The sequence below is a fragment of the Undibacterium sp. YM2 genome (assembly GCF_009937975.1).
Classification (GTDB): Bacteria; Pseudomonadota; Gammaproteobacteria; order Burkholderiales; family Burkholderiaceae_D; genus Undibacterium.
Genome location: NZ_AP018441.1, coordinates 2,107,251 through 2,123,323 on the forward strand (window position 1 = coordinate 2,107,251; position 16,073 = coordinate 2,123,323).

Annotated in this window: 15 protein-coding genes and 1 tRNA gene; 6 read left to right on the forward strand and 10 right to left on the reverse strand. The window is 50.3% G+C overall.

What is annotated here, in order from left to right; genetic code table 11:
• Positions 1-152: 152 nt before the first annotated feature.
• Positions 153-1,184, reverse strand: a complete 1,032-nt coding sequence (locus tag UNDYM_RS09465; protein ID WP_162040829.1) for a histone deacetylase family protein — start codon at positions 1,182-1,184, stop codon at positions 153-155.
• A gap of 226 nt (positions 1,185-1,410) precedes the next feature.
• On the opposite strand from UNDYM_RS09465, the gene UNDYM_RS09470 reads away from it, so the two are divergent.
• The gene (locus tag UNDYM_RS09470) at positions 1,411-1,902 is read left to right on the forward strand and encodes an Lrp/AsnC family transcriptional regulator (protein WP_162040830.1); all 492 of its coding nucleotides are present in this window, start codon (positions 1,411-1,413) and stop codon (positions 1,900-1,902) included.
• Between the two features lie 160 nt (positions 1,903-2,062).
• Complete coding sequence (locus UNDYM_RS09475) at positions 2,063-2,263, forward strand: hypothetical protein (RefSeq protein ID WP_162040831.1); 201 nt, start codon at positions 2,063-2,065, stop codon at positions 2,261-2,263.
• 153 nt (positions 2,264-2,416) lie between these two features.
• Here UNDYM_RS09475 and UNDYM_RS09480 read toward each other — a convergent pair whose 3' ends face one another.
• The 6 genes from UNDYM_RS09480 to UNDYM_RS31225 all read right to left on the reverse strand — a co-directional run bounded on the left by UNDYM_RS09480 (position 2,417) and on the right by UNDYM_RS31225 (position 7,891).
• Entirely contained in the window at positions 2,417-3,259 is an 843-nt protein-coding gene (locus UNDYM_RS09480) for a hypothetical protein (protein ID WP_162040832.1), read from the reverse strand.
• 300 nt (positions 3,260-3,559) lie between these two features.
• Positions 3,560-3,784, reverse strand: coding sequence for a hypothetical protein (locus UNDYM_RS09485; RefSeq protein WP_162040833.1), 225 nt, complete (start codon positions 3,782-3,784; stop codon positions 3,560-3,562).
• Between the two features lie 156 nt (positions 3,785-3,940).
• Entirely contained in the window at positions 3,941-4,150 is a 210-nt protein-coding gene (locus UNDYM_RS09490) for a phage tail protein (RefSeq protein ID WP_162040834.1), read from the reverse strand.
• Between the two features lie 106 nt (positions 4,151-4,256).
• Positions 4,257-4,346: transfer RNA gene (locus tag UNDYM_RS09495), tRNA-Ser, on the reverse strand.
• Positions 4,347-4,453: 107 nt separating this feature from the next.
• Complete coding sequence (locus UNDYM_RS09500; RefSeq protein ID WP_162040835.1) at positions 4,454-4,918, reverse strand: rhodanese-like domain-containing protein; 465 nt, start codon at positions 4,916-4,918, stop codon at positions 4,454-4,456.
• 60 nt (positions 4,919-4,978) lie between these two features.
• Entirely contained in the window at positions 4,979-7,891 is a 2,913-nt protein-coding gene (locus tag UNDYM_RS31225; protein WP_162040836.1) for an EAL domain-containing protein, read from the reverse strand.
• A gap of 584 nt (positions 7,892-8,475) precedes the next feature.
• Between UNDYM_RS31225 and glnA the strand changes: the two genes are divergently transcribed.
• The 4 genes from glnA to ntrC all read left to right on the forward strand — a co-directional run bounded on the left by glnA (position 8,476) and on the right by ntrC (position 13,259).
• On the forward strand, positions 8,476-9,891 hold the full coding sequence (glnA, locus tag UNDYM_RS09510; RefSeq protein ID WP_162040837.1) for a type I glutamate--ammonia ligase: 1,416 nt from the start codon (positions 8,476-8,478) through the stop codon (positions 9,889-9,891).
• A gap of 127 nt (positions 9,892-10,018) precedes the next feature.
• Complete coding sequence (locus UNDYM_RS09515) at positions 10,019-10,507, forward strand: DUF4124 domain-containing protein (RefSeq protein WP_162040838.1); 489 nt, start codon at positions 10,019-10,021, stop codon at positions 10,505-10,507.
• Positions 10,508-10,593: 86 nt separating this feature from the next.
• Positions 10,594-11,667 carry a nitrogen regulation protein NR(II) gene (glnL, locus tag UNDYM_RS09520; RefSeq protein ID WP_162040839.1) on the forward strand — a complete coding sequence of 358 codons (1,074 nt, stop codon included), beginning with the start codon at positions 10,594-10,596 and terminating at the stop codon, positions 11,665-11,667.
• Positions 11,668-11,744: 77 nt separating this feature from the next.
• Entirely contained in the window at positions 11,745-13,259 is a 1,515-nt protein-coding gene (gene ntrC / locus UNDYM_RS09525; protein WP_162040840.1) for a nitrogen regulation protein NR(I), read from the forward strand.
• 55 nt (positions 13,260-13,314) lie between these two features.
• Here the strand turns inward: ntrC and UNDYM_RS09530 are convergent, their stop codons facing one another.
• From UNDYM_RS09530 to UNDYM_RS09540, 3 genes are all read right to left on the reverse strand, one after another.
• Positions 13,315-13,839: a phosphatidylglycerophosphatase A gene (locus UNDYM_RS09530; protein ID WP_232063900.1), complete on the reverse strand. Its 525-nt coding sequence runs from the start codon at positions 13,837-13,839 to the stop codon at positions 13,315-13,317.
• Positions 13,836-14,804, reverse strand: coding sequence for a thiamine-phosphate kinase (gene thiL, locus UNDYM_RS09535; protein WP_162040841.1), 969 nt, complete (start codon positions 14,802-14,804; stop codon positions 13,836-13,838). The genes UNDYM_RS09530 and thiL overlap by 4 nt, the downstream gene beginning before the upstream one ends.
• A 76-nt stretch (positions 14,805-14,880) precedes the next feature.
• Complete coding sequence (locus UNDYM_RS09540) at positions 14,881-16,068, reverse strand: FAD-dependent oxidoreductase (RefSeq protein WP_162040842.1); 1,188 nt, start codon at positions 16,066-16,068, stop codon at positions 14,881-14,883.
• Positions 16,069-16,073: the final 5 nt, after the last annotated feature.

Below are 16,073 nucleotides of genomic sequence, written 5' to 3' on the forward strand. Positions count from 1 at the left end.
ACCATGCCGATTCAATCGATCCGGGTTGTCGACTAGAGAGTGCATCTGAAACATGAATATCCTGGGATGGATTCAAGCTCAAAGGCAATCAAGTGTTAGTGGGATTGTAGCTGAGTCATAAAAGCTTCGTGCGGCGTTGTGTAGTCAAGGAATTATCGACGCCCTTCAAAACCCAGCAATACGTTGGCTACATTGACGCCGATGTCATCCACCATGTAGCCACCTTCCATCACAAACAAAGTGGGCTTGCCGATACCAGCAATGGCTGCACCCATGCGCAGGTAATCCTGATTTTCCAGCTTGAACTGACTGATAGGGTCGTCTTTGAAAGTGTCAACACCGAGCGAGATCACGATTGCATCAGGCGCATACGCAGCCAGCTTGCTGCAGGCATCATCCAGCGCGATGCTGTAGGTGTCCCAGGCAGTGCCGTGCGGTAGCGGATAATTGTGATTAAAGCCCATGCCAGCACCGTGACCCTGTTCATCACGATGACCCAGAAAATACGGGTAGGAATTTTTGGGGTCACCATGCAGCGAAATAAACAGCACATCGGCACGGTCATAAAAAATACTTTGAGTACCATTGCCGTGGTGGTAATCCACATCAAGCACAGCGACTCGTTTGGCGCCTTTGACGATAAAGCCTTGTGCAGCGATGGCAGCATTATTCAGGTAGCAGTAACCACCCATGTACTCTGCTGCAGCATGATGACCAGGAGGGCGGCACAAGGCAAAGGCGCTGGACGTGCCACCTGCGATCGCCTCCATCCCCGTCAAGGCGAGATTGGCGCTGGTGCGCACCGCTTCCCATGTGCCTGCAGTGATGGGCACGCCAGCATCCATCGCATAAAACCCCAGTTTGCCATCGATATGATCAGGCTCGATATCGCTACGCAAATCACGCACCGGCCAGATCAGCGGCAAAGCATCATGCGAGCGCCCGGCAGCTACCCACCTGGACCACGCATTTTCAAGAAAACTGACATAGCGCTCGCTATGCACAGTGCTATATGAAGACGATGCATAGTCGTGCGGTGCCATGATCTCACCCAGAGCTGCACTACGCACACGCGCCAGCACAGTGTCAGCGCGGTCAGGCATTTCCACACAAGGTTTTAAAACCCCATCTTTCAGTTCGGTGCCATGGTGCAGCCGGTGTTTATCGCTATAAATGGTGAGCATCTTGATTTGCCTGAGCGTTGGAAGTAGAAATTATTATGGCGCTCTGCAGATGGAATTGCTGTGCTTTATTAGGATGTGGAATGACGCATAATTAGAAGAACAGACTAAAAATTAATGAAATAAAGGGTTAATAGACTCAATTTATCTCTACTCAAGCAAATTAGCTTTGTCGGCCATGTTAGCGCGAAGTATGATTTGAGCAGGAGAAATTGAGGAGTTATTAGAAATGAACGGAAAAAAACAGTATCTGGACCTGGACGATACAGACCGAACTATCCTGAGTCTTTTGCAGCAAGACGGCACCTTGTCCAATCCCAAACTGGCTGAACATGTCTCGCTAAGCGTGACACCCTGCTGGCGTAGGCTAAAGCGACTGGAGCAGGAAGGCTTTATCACCAGCTACCAGGCCAATCTGGATCGTCGCAAACTGGGCCTCGATGTCCTGGCTTTTGTCCAGGTGAGCTTTGTGATCGTCACCGATGTATCCATCAAGCATTTCGAGGAAGTGATCCAGACACACCCGCAAGTCTTGTCCTGCCACAAGGTCACGGGTGAGGCGGACTATCTGCTGCAAGTAGTGGCAGAGAGCCTGGATGCTTACAGCGATTTTGTAGAGAACGTCCTGCGCGTCATCCCTGGGATCAGCATGATCCACTCAAGCTTGGCAATGCGCGAAATAAAATCATCGACGCGGCTTCCAATAATTGGGGTAGATTAAATGTGATCAAAGGCTGTTTAAATACTTGAAATCACATATGAGTTTGTTGGTGATTCGCCAAATACCGATGCACTCTTAATGCAGTTCGTACCGCTAAAAGGAAATCTGCCTCGACTTTTTTGGAACACTCCCCGTACGATGAATGCCTTAAAATGCATGAATGAAAAACCTGACCCTGCTCTTGCTTGTGCTCTTGTGCTCTTGTACTCTTGTACTCTTGTGCGCGACTGTGCTTGACTTCGGCAATGCTGCCAAAGCGGACGATATCTTGCAGGCGGCGGGAGAAGTCGGCAAGGGTGAATTCCATGCCGACTATGGTGACGTGACCGGGCTAGCCAGTCACGCGGGGAGGGGGCTATGAGACTTAGTAACTTATAGTGCGATTGTTAGGCGGTTCCTAACTATGCTGGCTACAACTTCATTTTTTCCTCTAACCATTGCAATGCAATACTATGTTCTGATAACCACCTCATAATCGTGCGTGCGAATATGCAGGGCTATTCATATACGCAGGCTATTTTACTTCGGTATGTTCCTTATATTTCTGTGCGGTATTTGCCGGCGAGGCAATTGGCGCAGCTTGTGGATTCTTTTCCGATGCGCGATGTAATTCATTGGATATTTCTGTCAACTTGTTTTGAGTGTTAATCAGCTCATTAACTATCGGCTTGATACTCTCGTTAATCAAGGTTTGTGTACCGCTCATTGTTGTCGGGCTAAGTTCGGTAACAATCTTTTGATTTTTTATGTCGACAACTGTGGTCACTAAATTCGGTACCAGGATAGAAATTGCAATGCCAACGAACGAGATTAAAACTGCAGCTCTGGTAAATGTAAGTTGTTTTTCGATTGACGAAATTTCTTTCTCATGGCGAAGTTCCTCGTCGGTTTTATATCCATTATTTACTAGCATCCGTAAAGTCTCTGAAACAAAAATTCGTTTTCTGGAATATTTATAAACTTTTGATTGTAATTCAGGATCTAACAATTCAGATTCTATATATGGAGCGCCATCAAATAATTGACCGAGGTGAGGTATTTCAATATCACCGATGAAATATGCCAAACGCTCGCCTTCAAGATATTCAAGCAAGGCAACACAGCGGAGCAGCGTCCTTGATATTTTTCCCTCAACTTCATTTAACCAATTTAGACCGCTTTCGTTGAGCACATCCTGCTTAATGTAAATCGACACATCATTTTCTGCTTTGAGTGCAACATAAAGATGTTCTGGAAAACGTAATGATTCATCAGTCGAGTTAAAAATATTCGCAAGTACATTTAACGCACCAACGTTTTCATCTAATTCGATCATACGAGTAATCAGTTTTTTCTCAAGTGCGCTAAATGACCTCATATATTTTCCTTCTTGGTTAATTCATTTAATTTTTCAATGTATATTTAATATGTAAATGTAGCAATACAAGTTGATATATTTGATACAATATTTGACATTTTCTCTGTTTGAATCTGGTCGTCTTCTTGGATGATGTTTGATTTTAATTGCTTGACTTCATTGTTATTGGCTAGCCCAGCAGAGCGCACCAGTCTGTTAATTCTTCAAGCAGACACTGCCGTTTTACTGGGTGGGTTGTTGTTCTTAGCCCGGCTAGGGCGGACTGGTGGGCTGCTTCTACGAGCTGGCGTTCTTTGGTGGTCAGGGTTTTGGTGGTTGTTGGCATTGTGGCGTCCTGCTTTCGATGATGGATTTGCGCAGAACGGCCATGGTGGGTATAGGGAGTTTGCGCAGCATGGCCAGTTTTGCGACCTTAAGCAAGTTGATGGCGATACGGTTAGCGCCGCGGCTGTTGTTGAGGGTGATGCCGAATTTTTCTAGCCACCTGCTAGCCCAAGTTTCTAGTGCGGTGAGGTTATCTTGCATTATGTGGGTGGGATGGGTTTTACCTGCCACTCTGCCAGCAGCTTGTTTCCGTGTATAGTTGCCATTAGTAGGTGGTGTAGTCTGGCGTGGGTGTGACTTGGCCAGCGTGGGCGATGTCTGGTCTGGTGCCGGTTTGTTTGAAGATGACGCCCTCTGTTAGCCTAATCTCCAGACTGTGATATCGCCGCTGTTGCGGTTGTTGAAATCGACCATGAAGCGTATGCCTTTGGCTTTGTCGTCGTTGCCGAACAGGTCTGCCTGGCGGGTTGCTAGCCAATCGAGCAGAGGGACGATGAGGGCGTCTTCTTCATCGCTGTAGTCAGTGTTATGAGGTGCGGTCGCTTTGAATGAGCGTGATTTTGTCAATATTGATTGCGGCGTGAGAGCGCAAATTATTTCCAATGTTTTTTGTTGGCACAAAGTGAGTCAAAACAAAAAAGCCCTTGGAATCATCCAAGGGCTTTCATATTCATGGCGGAGAAGGGGGGATTCGAACCCCCGGTAGGGATAAACCTACGCACGCTTTCCAGGCGTGTGACTTAAACCACTCATCCACCTCTCCTGCATTCGCTAAAACTTGCCGTAACAGCGAAGTCCGCTATTCTAGCAAAGCAAACTTCATTATGGAAGCTTTTTTCTTGGTTTTTGTAAATCTTGCTATGTATTAAGTCAGGCGCCCAGCCATGGCAGGCCGTTTTGGCACCAGCCGCCTACGGTTTTCCTGTGGCCTTGCTCGTCCTTGTCGCCTTCAAAACCTTGCAGGATGTCGTAGCAATTGGTGTAGCCGTTCTCAGTTGCCAGCTTGGCTCCATGGCGCGAGCGTACGCCTGAGCGGCAAAGGAAGAGGATGGTGCTGGCTTTGTCGGGCACGCTGGCTTGCAGTTGTGCGAGAAAGTCGGGGTTGGGTGTGCCGCCTGGGTAGAGGCTCCATTGCACGGCCAGGTGTTGGGCTTCGTTGATGTTCACCCTGCCTACCCAGTCGCGCTCGGCATTGGTGCGTACATCGACGAGTAATATCTTGCTGTCATTTTGCAGTAGTGCAAAGGCTTCTTGCGGGCTGACTGCACCGGCGTAGGGCAGGGCTTGTTCCTGGCCGCGCTGGCGTGCTGTTTGCAGGGTTAGTTCTGTGGACATGGTGGTTCCTTGATTGAAAATGGCGATTGCAAAAAAGGTAGTGCTGATGTGCCTGCTAGTTTATATTAAATTGGCACTGGGTTTGCCATACAGATAACCTTGATACGAAAGACAGCCCTGCTGTAGCAGGAAATCGCGCTGGGCTGCGGTTTCCACACCTTCGGCGATGACGGCCAGGCCCAGGCTTTGGCCGAGTGCGATGATGGTTCTGGTGATGACGGCATCATTGTTATTATTAAGGATGTCGCGTACAAAGGACTGGTCTATCTTGAGCTGGTCCAGCGGCAGGCGCTTGAGATAAGACAGGGATGAGTAGCCAGTGCCAAAGTCATCGAGTGAAAAGCCCACACCTCTGGCTTTGAGCTGGTTCATCTTGTCTATGGTTTCTTCCACATTATCGACGAGCAGGCTTTCTGTCAGTTCGAGCTTGAGTTTGCTGGCGTCTATCTGGTAATGCCTGATGTTGTCGAGCACCAGTGCGACAAAGTCGTTTTGCCTGAATTGGCGTGCGCTGACATTGACGGCCAGGGTGCGGTTTTTTGTGTCGTCATTGTTTTGCCATTCTGCCAGTTTGGCGCAGGCGGTTTTTAATATCCATGCCCCCAGGCTGAGGATGAGGCCTGACTCTTCTGCCAGCGGAATGAAGTCTGATGGTGGTACCAGTCCCTTGTGGGGATGTTGCCAGCGTACCAGAGCTTCTGCGCCGGTGACCTGGCCTGTGCTGCTGACTTGTGGCTGGTAGTGCAGCACGAACTGTTCTTGCTGCAGGCCCTGGCGCATGTCTGCTTCCAGTACTGCGCGGGTGTTGACGATGTCGAGCATGTCTTTGTCAAAGAAGCGGAAGTTATTGCCGCCACTGGACTTGGCCTCATACATGGCGACTTCTACCTGCTTGAGCAGTTCTTCGGCAGAGGTACTTTGTTTGTCGAACAGGGTGATGCCTATGCTGGCACTGCTGTGATACTCACTGTGCTCTAGATCATAGGGTGCGCGCAGGTCTGCCAGGATTTTGGTGGCGATCATTTGCACTTCTATGGCGGTTTCTCTGACGTTGTCGCTGAGTTCTTCGAGCAGCAAGACAAATTCATCACCGCCGTAACGTGCCAGGGTATCGCCCTTGCGTATGCTGTGTGCGAGGCGTTTTGCGGCAACTTGCAAGAGCATGTCACCTTTGCCGTGGCCACTGCTGTCATTGATGGTCTTGAAATTATCAAGGTCAAGGAATAGCACTGCACCATACAGATTGCTGCGGCTTTTTGCGAGCAGGCTGTGTTGCAGCCGGTCTATCAGCAGGCGGCGGTTGGCCAGGCCGGTTAAAGGATCATGGTAGGCCAGGTGTTCAAGCTTGGCTTCGGTGGCTTTTCTCTGGGTGATGTCTAGCATGGTGGCGACATAGTTGACAACCTTGCCGCTGGTGTTTTTAACTGCAGTGATGGTCAGCCATTCTGGGTAGACTTCGCCATTTTTTCTGCGGTTCCAGATTTCGCCTTGCCAATAGGCGTTGGCGTCAAGCTGCTTGCCCATGTCTTCATAATAGTTAGGCCCATGCAGGCCAGACTTGAGCAGGCTGGTCTGTTTGCCGAGTGCTTCTTCGCGGCTATAGCCTGTGATGCGGGTAAATGCCTGGTTGATGCGCACGATAGTGCGGCGCTCATCAGTAATGACCATGCCTTCTTGTGCTTCAAAGGCAATGGCGGCAATGCGCAAGTCTTCTTCTATATGTTTGCGTTCGGTGATGTCTTGCACCGTACCCATGTGCCTGGCGCTCTGTGCATCATATTGTGAATGTAGCCAGCGCACTTGGCCGTCAACAATAATACGGTGCTCTATGCCTGCATCTTTGCCCGCTTGCACCTGGCTCCAGAAAGTCTTGACTGCCAGGATGTCGTCTGGATGGGCGCGTTGCATGAGGCTGGCGCAATCGATTTTGCTGCCATGTGCGTAACCTAGTATACGGCGTGCTTCATCTGAATAGCGCCATTCTTCTGCATTGCTGCCTATGCTCCAGTTGCCTGTTTTTGAAATGATCTGGGCTTGACGCAAGTCTGTTTCGCGCTGCGCCAATTCTGCAGTTCTTTTACTGACGATTTTTTTTAGATTTTTTCTTTGCTCGCGTGCTTCAAGCAGGAGTTTTACCAGACAGGCCACCATGAAGCTAAACAAAAGCCCGATGCTGTTGTAGAGCAGTAGTGGTTTGTTCTGGATAAGAGAGTTTTTTGGTGATAGCTCCAGTGTCCATTCTGCATTTGGCAATTTGATTGCATAGCGGAGGTAATTCGTTGTTGTAAATCCAGCGGATTTTTCTATGACTTGCCTGAGCCTGGTACCCGGATGAACACGCGACAATTCATAGTCGTAGCCGCGCTCGTTTAGCTTTGACAATCCGGTGTCGGCCAGCAGGGTTTTCAGATCAATCGCAGCCGAGATCAGGCCCCAGAATTGAGGTGCTTTGTTGGCGTCTATGGGGTCTTCAAGATAGACGGGCAAGCGGGCTATGATGCCGGTGCTGCCATTGGTGAGGGGAAGTGGTCCTGCAAGTGTCAAGTGATGGCTGTCCTTGGCGAGCTGTGCTTCTGCTTTGCGTATGGGATCGGCCAGCAAGTCTATTCCCAGACCGTCATTGCGCCATTCTATTGGCGCGACTTCGCTGGTGACGCCGTCTGGGGCAAGATATAAAGCAGAAATTTGCGGATGATACTGCAGTATCTTGTCAGCAAAACGTCCAAAATGCCTGACCCGGCCATTACCGTCGGCAACCATGGCAGCAAGCGCATAGCTTGCCGATAACGCGCTATACATATTGTTTTGCAGGTTGACGGCTTGTGAGCGCGCCAGATCATAAGCGAGCTGGCGTTCTTCCTGCTTTGCACCTTCGTCCAGTTTGACGATGATGGCGGCGCTTGCCAATATTGTCAGCGCAAAGGTGAGCAGGGCAAACAACATGGGTTTGCGTAGGTAAGGGTGAGGCGACATAATGAGATTTGGGTATGGGAGCGAACGCCCGTGCACTGGTCCATAACTGTTTAAGTTGCAGGCAGGGGCATCGCCGCCTGAAATACCATCACAGTCTAAATGAGAGTGAGTCGCATATAGAGAAATACCAATCAATGTTGATTTTGGTCAATATTGCCAATTGAGTATTTCGCTTAAATGCTTCAATTGCAAGTGTTCAATAGGCACGATGCAATTGACTCTTGGTTTGCACCAAAATAATGCAGATTGATTCGATAGCTTTAAAAGTGCACCAAAATAGTTACTTAAATTTATTTTGCGTTATTTTGGTGCGTGCGTGGAGTTTGTATAATGCTAAGGTGCTGTATTTTTGTCAGAGAAAACGCCACAAAAACAAGCATTTAACAAATTTAGAATTTATATATGACTGATCTGGATGATGGCACGGTTTCTGCTATTATCCCCACTGAGTTTAGCCGCCAAGCGAAAATGCTGTTGTAAGAACAATAAGGCAAGGTTTGTCTGTTGGTCAAAATTGCACATAACTGGCAGGCGCAGGGCTCGGCAATTTCCGAATTTATTTTTAGCTCTCAGAGGAGTTTCACATGGCAATGACAGCCGCAGAAGTCTTGAAAATGGCGAAAGATAACGAAGTCAAATTCGTTGATTTTCGCTTTGCTGATACCCGAGGCAAAGAACAGCACGTAACTGTTCCAATTTCCCAGTTCGACATCGATAAATTCGAATCTGGCCACGCATTCGACGGCTCGTCCATCGCTGGCTGGAAAGGCATTGAAGCATCCGACATGTTGTTGATGCCTGATCCTAATACTGCCAACATTGATCCATTCTTTGAAGAAACCACATTGTTTATGCAATGTGACGTCATCGAGCCATCTGACGGCAAAGGTTATGACCGTGACCCACGTTCCATCGCGAAACGTGCTGAAGCTTATTTGAAATCCTCAGGCATTGGTGACACAGCTTACTTTGGCCCAGAACCAGAATTCTTCATTTTTGACAGCGTACGCTGGAAAGTGGACATGTCTGGCTGTTTCGTCAAGATTGATTCTGACGAAGCCTCTTGGACGACAGGCGAAAAACTGGAAGGCGGCAACACTGGCCACCGTCCAACGGTGAAAGGTGGTTACTTCCCGGTTCCTCCAGTCGACAGCTTCCAGGACATGCGTTCTGAAATGTGTCTGATCCTGGAATCCCTGGGTATCCCGGTTGAAGTGCATCACCATGAAGTGGCTGGCGCTGGTCAAAACGAAATCGGCACCAAGTTCTCTACTCTGGTAGAGCGTGCTGACTGGACTCAAAACCTGAAATACGTGGTCTGGAATGTTGCCCATACTTATGGCAAGACAGCGACTTTCATGCCTAAGCCTATCGTTGGTGACAACGGTTCTGGCATGCACGTGCATCAATCCATCTGGAAAGATGGCAAAAACCTGTTTGCTGGTGACGGCTATGCTGGTTTGTCTGATTTCGCCCTGTACTACATCGGCGGTATCATCAAGCATGCGAAAGCACTCAATGCGATCACTAACCCAGGTACCAACTCTTACAAGCGTCTGGTTCCAGGTTATGAAGCTCCAGTGAAACTGGCTTACTCTGCACGTAACCGTTCTGCTTCCATCCGTATTCCTTACGTTGCCAATCCAAAAGGCCGTCGTATCGAAACACGTTTCCCTGATCCACTGGCGAACCCATACCTGTGCTTCTCTGCACTGATGATGGCAGGTCTGGACGGCGTACAGAACAAGATTCATCCTGGTGAAGCAGCCAGCAAAGATCTGTACCATTTGCCACCAGAAGAAGATGCATTGATCCCAACAGTGTGTGCATCTTTGGAAGAAGCGCTGGATGCATTGAACAAAGACCGCGAGTTCCTGACACGCGGTGGCGTATTCAGCGACAGCATGATCGATGCTTACATTGATTTGAAAATGCAAGAAGTACAACGCTTCCGCATGACAACTCACCCTGTTGAATTCGATATGTATTACTCTCTGTAATCTGGGTAAAAACGCAAAAAAGCGGGGGTAACCCCGCTTTTTTTGTTACAAATGCTAATTTGTTCGTAATTGTGTTGCACGGCTGCATGACATACACTTACAGTCTATCAATGAATATTGCTTATTTATGAACCGACTCTTGTCAGGATTGCTTCTCTTTATTGGTGTGCACGCTTATGCGCATGCACAGGCTGAGGTGTATCTGTGCGTCGATGATAATGGCAAAAAAGAATACAAGAACACCGGTGCCGTCAAAGGTTGCAAGAAAGTGGATCTGCAAGGCCTGACCGTTCTTCCTGCACCTGTATTGCCAGCGCCTGCCAAAAAGCCGCAAGGCAAGCCTGCCAGCAGCCCCAGTGATTTTCCCAAAGTAGATGAGGGCACGCAAAAAGCCAGGGATTCTGACCGCAAGCAGATTTTGCAGGACGAATTGAAGACTGAAGAGCAAAAGCTGGCGAATCTCAAGAAAGAATACAATAATGGTGAGCCTGAGCGCCGTGGTGATGAAAGAAATTTCGCCAAATACCAGGAACGCACCAATATGATGAAAGAAGACATCAGCCGCACCGAAAAAAACATAGAAGCACTGAAACGTGAAATTGCCAATGCAAAATAAGTTGCCAGTGTGAACGGCAAAAGTGCTGTTCGGGCATGATGCTTGCGTAAAGGTCGCTCTGTGCGGCCTTTTTTTATGGACAAGTTTTGAAAACTCCACTTACATCATTTGCCGGACTTGACCTGCTGACATCCGCAGTCATTGTGCTGGATGCTGAGGGCAGCATTTTATTTGCCAATGCTGCCGCTGAAAACCTGCTTGATTCCTCTTTCAAGTCACTTACACATCTGAAGCTGACAGACCTGTTCCTGAACGGCCAGGAATTGACGGCAGTCTTCCATCAGGCGGTCGCCCACCAGTTTGCTGACAAGCGCCAGGACCTGACGCTGGAGCGGGCAGGGCGGGATCCTCTGCATGTGCACAGCATAGTGACTGCACTCGATAATCCTGATACGCCTGTCCTGATTGAGCTGCGTGAGAACGTGCAGCAACTCAAGCTCGACAGGGAAGAGCGCATGCTTGATCAGAGCAAGGCCAACAAGGAATTGATACGCAATCTGGCGCATGAAATCAAGAATCCGCTGGGTGGCATACGGGGAGCAGCGCAATTGCTGGAGCTGGAATTGCCTGAGCGGCACTTGCGTGAATTGCGTGAGTACACCCAGGTCATCATCAAGGAGGCTGACAGGTTGCAGACCCTGGTCGATCGATTGCTGGCACCGCATCGTTTGCCGCATATAGTCGGTGACGTGAATATCCATGAAGTGTGTGAACGGGTGCGCAGCCTGATTGTTGCCGAGTTCCCGCAGGGGCTGACCATCAGACGTGATTATGATTTGTCGATACCTGAATTTCGTGGTGACAAGGAACAACTGATACAGACGGTGTTAAACATTGCCCACAATGCTGCGCAGGCGCTGAATGAAAGAATCAGGCAGGGTGATGCCGTGCTGACTTTCAAGTCGCGCGTGGTGCGCCAGATCACGTTGGCCAAGGTGCGTTACAGGCTGGCATTAGACTTGCATATCATAGACAACGGTCCGGGCATCCCACCTGAGATTCGCAACCGTATTTTCTATCCCCTGGTATCAGGCAAGGAAGGCGGTAGCGGTTTGGGATTGACGCTGGCACAAACTTTCGTTGAACAACACTTGGGTGTCATCGAATGTGAGAGCCGGCCAGGATGTACGGATTTCCGGATACTGATACCACTACCTTAAATAAGGATGTGGCAAAGCGGCGGCACCAAAAGTGCTCCTTCTATCGATATGCTTAACACAGACTGCAAAACGACAATATGAAACCAATCTGGATAGTGGACGACGACGATTCAATTCGCTGGGTGCTGGAAAAAGCACTGGCGAGAGAAAATCTGGCAACCCGCAGCTTCACCAATGCAAGAGATGCGATGAATGCCTTGCAAAGCGATACGCCGCAAGTGCTGGTGTCGGACATACGCATGCACGGCGCATCCGGCCTTGAACTCTTGCAAACCGTCAAAGCCAAATACCCAGGCTTGCCTGTGATTATCATGACGGCGTTTTCTGACCTTGAATCTGCGGTGGCAGCTTTTCAGGGCGGGGCCTTTGAATACCTGGCCAAGCCATTTGACCTCGACAAAGCCGTTGAGCTGATACGTCGCGCGCTGGATGAAAGTCTGCGTGAATCCAGTGTAGAACAAAGCATTTCAGAAACGCCAGAGATATTGGGCCAGGCACCGGCTATGCAGGACGTGTTTCGCGCCATAGGCAGATTGTCGCAATCGAATGTGACAGTACTGATCACTGGTGAGTCTGGCAGCGGTAAAGAACTCGTGGCACGTGCCTTGCACAAGCATAGCCCGCGTGCATCCCAGCCTTTTATTGCCTTGAATACCGCAGCGATCCCCAAGGATTTGCTGGAATCTGAATTGTTTGGTCATGAGCGCGGTGCATTTACTGGCGCACAAACCACGCGCCGTGGCCGTTTTGAACAGGCTGAGGGTGGCACGCTGTTCCTCGATGAAATTGGCGACATGCCTTTTGATTTGCAGACACGCTTGTTGCGAGTTTTGTCAGACGGCCATTTTTATCGCGTTGGTGGGCATCAGCCCATGAAGGCGAATGTACGTGTGATCGCCGCGACACACCAGAATCTCGAAACCCGTGTCAAAGATGGCTTGTTCCGTGAAGACTTGTATCATCGCCTGAATGTTATCCGCCTGCGCTTGCCGAGCTTGCGCGAGCGCCGTGAAGATATCCCCTTACTGACAAAATACTTCCTGAACCAGAGTGCCAAGCAACTGGGTGTGGATGTCAAGCGTATGTCGGAACCGGCATTGCAATTTTTGTCCAGCCTGGATTTTCCGGGGAATGTGCGCCAATTGGAAAACCTGTGTAACTGGATCACCGTCATGGCACCAGGCCAGACGGTGGAAGTGCCAGATCTACCACAAGATCTGGTACCAGGTACGGCAAGCGCTGCCCATGTTGCACCTGTTGGCAACGTGGGGGAAATGCATGGCCGTAACCCTGAGCATCTGCCAGGCACGCTTACCCCAATGAATGGCAGCACCTATCCCGAGAAGCCAGTGTATCGCAGTGGTGAAAGCTGGGTTTCTTTGCTGGAAGCTGAGGCAACAGCGATGCTTGCAGAGGGACAGTCAGAAGTCATCGACAAACTGGGTCGCTGCTTTGAATCCGTCGTCATCAAGGCCGCATTGCGCCATACCCATGGCCGCAAGAATGATGCAGCGATACGTCTGGGTATAGGCAGGAATACCATCACCCGCAAGATTCAGGAATTGGGGATAGACGGGGTGAAGGACGAGTAAGTATTCTTCAATATGGAACAGTAAAAATAATGGCTGCAATTTGCAGTCATTATTTTTAGAAGTTGCGCCAGAGTGCAAAACTCAGCAGACAAAAGAAAGCCGCCACAATATCATCCCACATGACACCAAAGCCCCCTTTGAAGCGGCGGTCAAAATAGCCTATCGGTGGTGGCTTGACCATGTCAAAAAACCGGAAGCCGATAAACGCCCACAACTGGGTTTGCCAATCTGCAGGAACGATGAATAACAGCACCAGCCAAAAGGCGATGATCTCATCCCACACCATGCTGCCATGATCAGCAACCCCCATGTTTTTTCCGGTGACATGACAAGCCCAGACACCAATAGCAAAGCCAATGACAATGATGGCAAGCCAGTTAAGTGTCGTGAATACCTCTGGCCAGCGGCTGGATAAAAGATAAAAACTCAGCCATGCGAACAGAGTGCCTGAGGTGCCGGGCATGATGGGTGACAAGCCGCTGCCAAAACCCTGGGCCAAAATATGGGCGGGGTGACGCAGCATGAAGCGCCAGCCAGGGTGGGTGATGATCGCTGTCTGGCCGTTTTCTAAAGTGCTCATGGATTCACAAAGTGATCGAAGGATTTATATTGCAGATTCACTGGTTTGCCATCGTTATCAAGCAGGCGCAAGCCAGCATTTGCTTCTATCTGGCCTACGCGCGTAACCGCAGTGTGCGATTTTGTAGCTGCGGCGATGACTTGTTGCCTGTTGCTGGCGGGAGCCGTAAAACATAGCTCATAATCATCACCGCCGTTCAGTGTAAATCGCCTGCGCAATTCCTGAGGCTGCGTTTGCAAGACCGGGCCAGCAGGCAATTGATCGATACGCAGACTGGCACCCACTTGTGACTTTTCCAGGATGTGGCCAAGATCACCAGCCAGACCATCCGAAATATCCAGCGCTGCATGCGCTATGCCACGCAAGGCCATGCCCAGTGCAATACGCGGGCTGGGCTGGTGCATTCGTGTTGCCGCCAATTGATGATCAGTCTCGCTGAGTGTGACTTCATTCCAGTAGCCTGCCAAAGCCAGACGGGCATCACCCAGTGTGCCAGACACCCAGATGTCATCGCCAACTTTGGCGGCATCGCGGCGCAGGGCAGTGCCGGGTGGCAGTTCACCAAAAATGGTGATGCAGATATTCAGTGGGCCCTTGGTGGTGTCGCCGCCTATCAGGTGGCAATGATGCTCATTAGCCAGCGCCAGCAAGCCGCGTGAAAATTCTGCCAGCCATTCAGGATTGGCTTCTGGTAGTGACAGTGCCAGGGTAAATCCCAATGGCGCAGCGCCCATGGCGGCCAGGTCAGACAAATTCACCGCCAGGCATTTATGGCCCAGCTTGTACGGGTCAGCATCCGGGAAAAAATGTCGGCCAGACACCAGCATGTCGCTGGAAATGGCCATCTGCATGCCGGGGCTGGGGTTGAGCAGGGCGCAATCATCCCCTATGCCGAGGGCGACGCGGCTGTCTTGAATACTGTGCTGCGCAAAGTAGCGCTTGATGAGATCGAATTCGGAAAGCATGCGCGCATTGTACCTAAGCTGACCCAGGATTCAAGATAATCCCCAGGCGCCTTTGGTGCCTATGCGCCTGGCCGCTTCAGTTCAGCCGCGTTGCTTGTGCTTCTATCAATTCTGCAATCAGTGCATTTCTCGATTTGGCATCTTGCGGGGCAACTGCAAAGCCGTGCAAATTATTGCTTTCATCAAAGTAACGGCTAGTGGTGACACCCTCGGCATGGCCTGACTCCCAGCGACCTGATTTGCTGGCCGCAAATGCTGGCGGGATCAATGCAACGGGGTAGCTGGGTGTTTTGACCAGCACTGCGGCTGGTTTCATGTCTATGCTGGTCAGTTGGCCTGTCAGACTTAGCGCAATTGCCCGCGCTGCAGTCATGATGGGGGCGACATAGGGCATCAGGCTTTGGCTGCCATCTGCTTGCTTGTACTGCGCACAATCTCCAAGCGCAAATATCTCGGGCACGCTGGTCTGGCCATACTCATTGATGATAATGCCGCGGTCTGTGTGCAACTGCGCTGCCTGTGCCAGGCGTATATCTGCGCGCAAGCCGACTGCCGACAGGACGACGTCAGTGTTGAAGCTTTCGCCATTGGACAGCGTCACCTGCAAGGTATTATCCAGCATATCAATCTGACTGGCAGTGGTGCCCAGTTTGAGCTGTACACCTTTTGCATTTAGTGCGGCATGCAAGCCTTGCGAAATGGCGGTTGGTGCCAGCGCAGCGAGTGGCAGGGTGTTTGGGTCTATCAAGGTAACTTCATGACCGGCACTGGCTAAATCATCGCTGAATTCACAACCTATCAAACCTGCACCCAGTATGGTGACCCTCGCCTTGTCGCCAGCCTGCGCCAGTTTGTCGCGGAACACTGCGTAATCAGTCAGGTTATTGACCGATAAAACCTGGTCAGCAGCGCTTCCGGCGATGGGCAAACGTATCGCTTGCGCACCTGGCGCCAGCACCAGTTGGGCATACTCAAAGTCTCCCATCTTGGTATGTATGGTATGCGCAACTGTATTGATGCCGCTCACCAGAGTTTTGGTCAGGATGGTGGCAGTCAATTCCGCTGCCATCTGATCTGCCGTTTTGCTTTGCAATTGTTGCGGCTGCTTGCCCATGGCAAAGGCGTTCGAGAGCATGGGCTTGGAATAAAAGCCGCCATCATCACCAGTGATGATCAGCAAGGGTGTAGTTTTATCGAGCTTGCGAAATTCTCTGGCGACTGTATAGCCAGCCAGGCCGGAACCGATGATGGCGATGGGTTTCATGGCTA

Bases quoted from the DNA above. Each gene is read 5' to 3' on its own strand.
- UNDYM_RS09540 (WP_162040842.1), bottom strand. From the start codon at position 16,068: ATGAAACCCATCGCCATCATCGGTTCCGGCCTGGCTGGCTATACAGTC.
- UNDYM_RS09470 (WP_162040830.1), top strand. From the start codon at position 1,411: ATGAACGGAAAAAAACAGTATCTGGACCTGGACGATACAGACCGAACT.
- UNDYM_RS09465 (WP_162040829.1), bottom strand. From the start codon at position 1,184: ATGCTCACCATTTATAGCGATAAACACCGGCTGCACCATGGCACCGAA.
- glnA (WP_162040837.1), top strand. From the start codon at position 8,476: ATGGCAATGACAGCCGCAGAAGTCTTGAAAATGGCGAAAGATAACGAA.
- UNDYM_RS09475 (WP_162040831.1), top strand. From the start codon at position 2,063: ATGAAAAACCTGACCCTGCTCTTGCTTGTGCTCTTGTGCTCTTGTACT.
- UNDYM_RS09485 (WP_162040833.1), bottom strand. From the start codon at position 3,784: ATGCAAGATAACCTCACCGCACTAGAAACTTGGGCTAGCAGGTGGCTA.
- UNDYM_RS09515 (WP_162040838.1), top strand. From the start codon at position 10,019: ATGAACCGACTCTTGTCAGGATTGCTTCTCTTTATTGGTGTGCACGCT.
- thiL (WP_162040841.1), bottom strand. From the start codon at position 14,804: ATGCTTTCCGAATTCGATCTCATCAAGCGCTACTTTGCGCAGCACAGT.
- UNDYM_RS09530 (WP_232063900.1), bottom strand. From the start codon at position 13,839: ATGAGCACTTTAGAAAACGGCCAGACAGCGATCATCACCCACCCTGGC.
- UNDYM_RS09500 (WP_162040835.1), bottom strand. From the start codon at position 4,918: ATGTCCACAGAACTAACCCTGCAAACAGCACGCCAGCGCGGCCAGGAA.
- UNDYM_RS09480 (WP_162040832.1), bottom strand. From the start codon at position 3,259: ATGAGGTCATTTAGCGCACTTGAGAAAAAACTGATTACTCGTATGATC.
- ntrC (WP_162040840.1), top strand. From the start codon at position 11,745: ATGAAACCAATCTGGATAGTGGACGACGACGATTCAATTCGCTGGGTG.
- UNDYM_RS31225 (WP_162040836.1), bottom strand. From the start codon at position 7,891: ATGTCGCCTCACCCTTACCTACGCAAACCCATGTTGTTTGCCCTGCTC.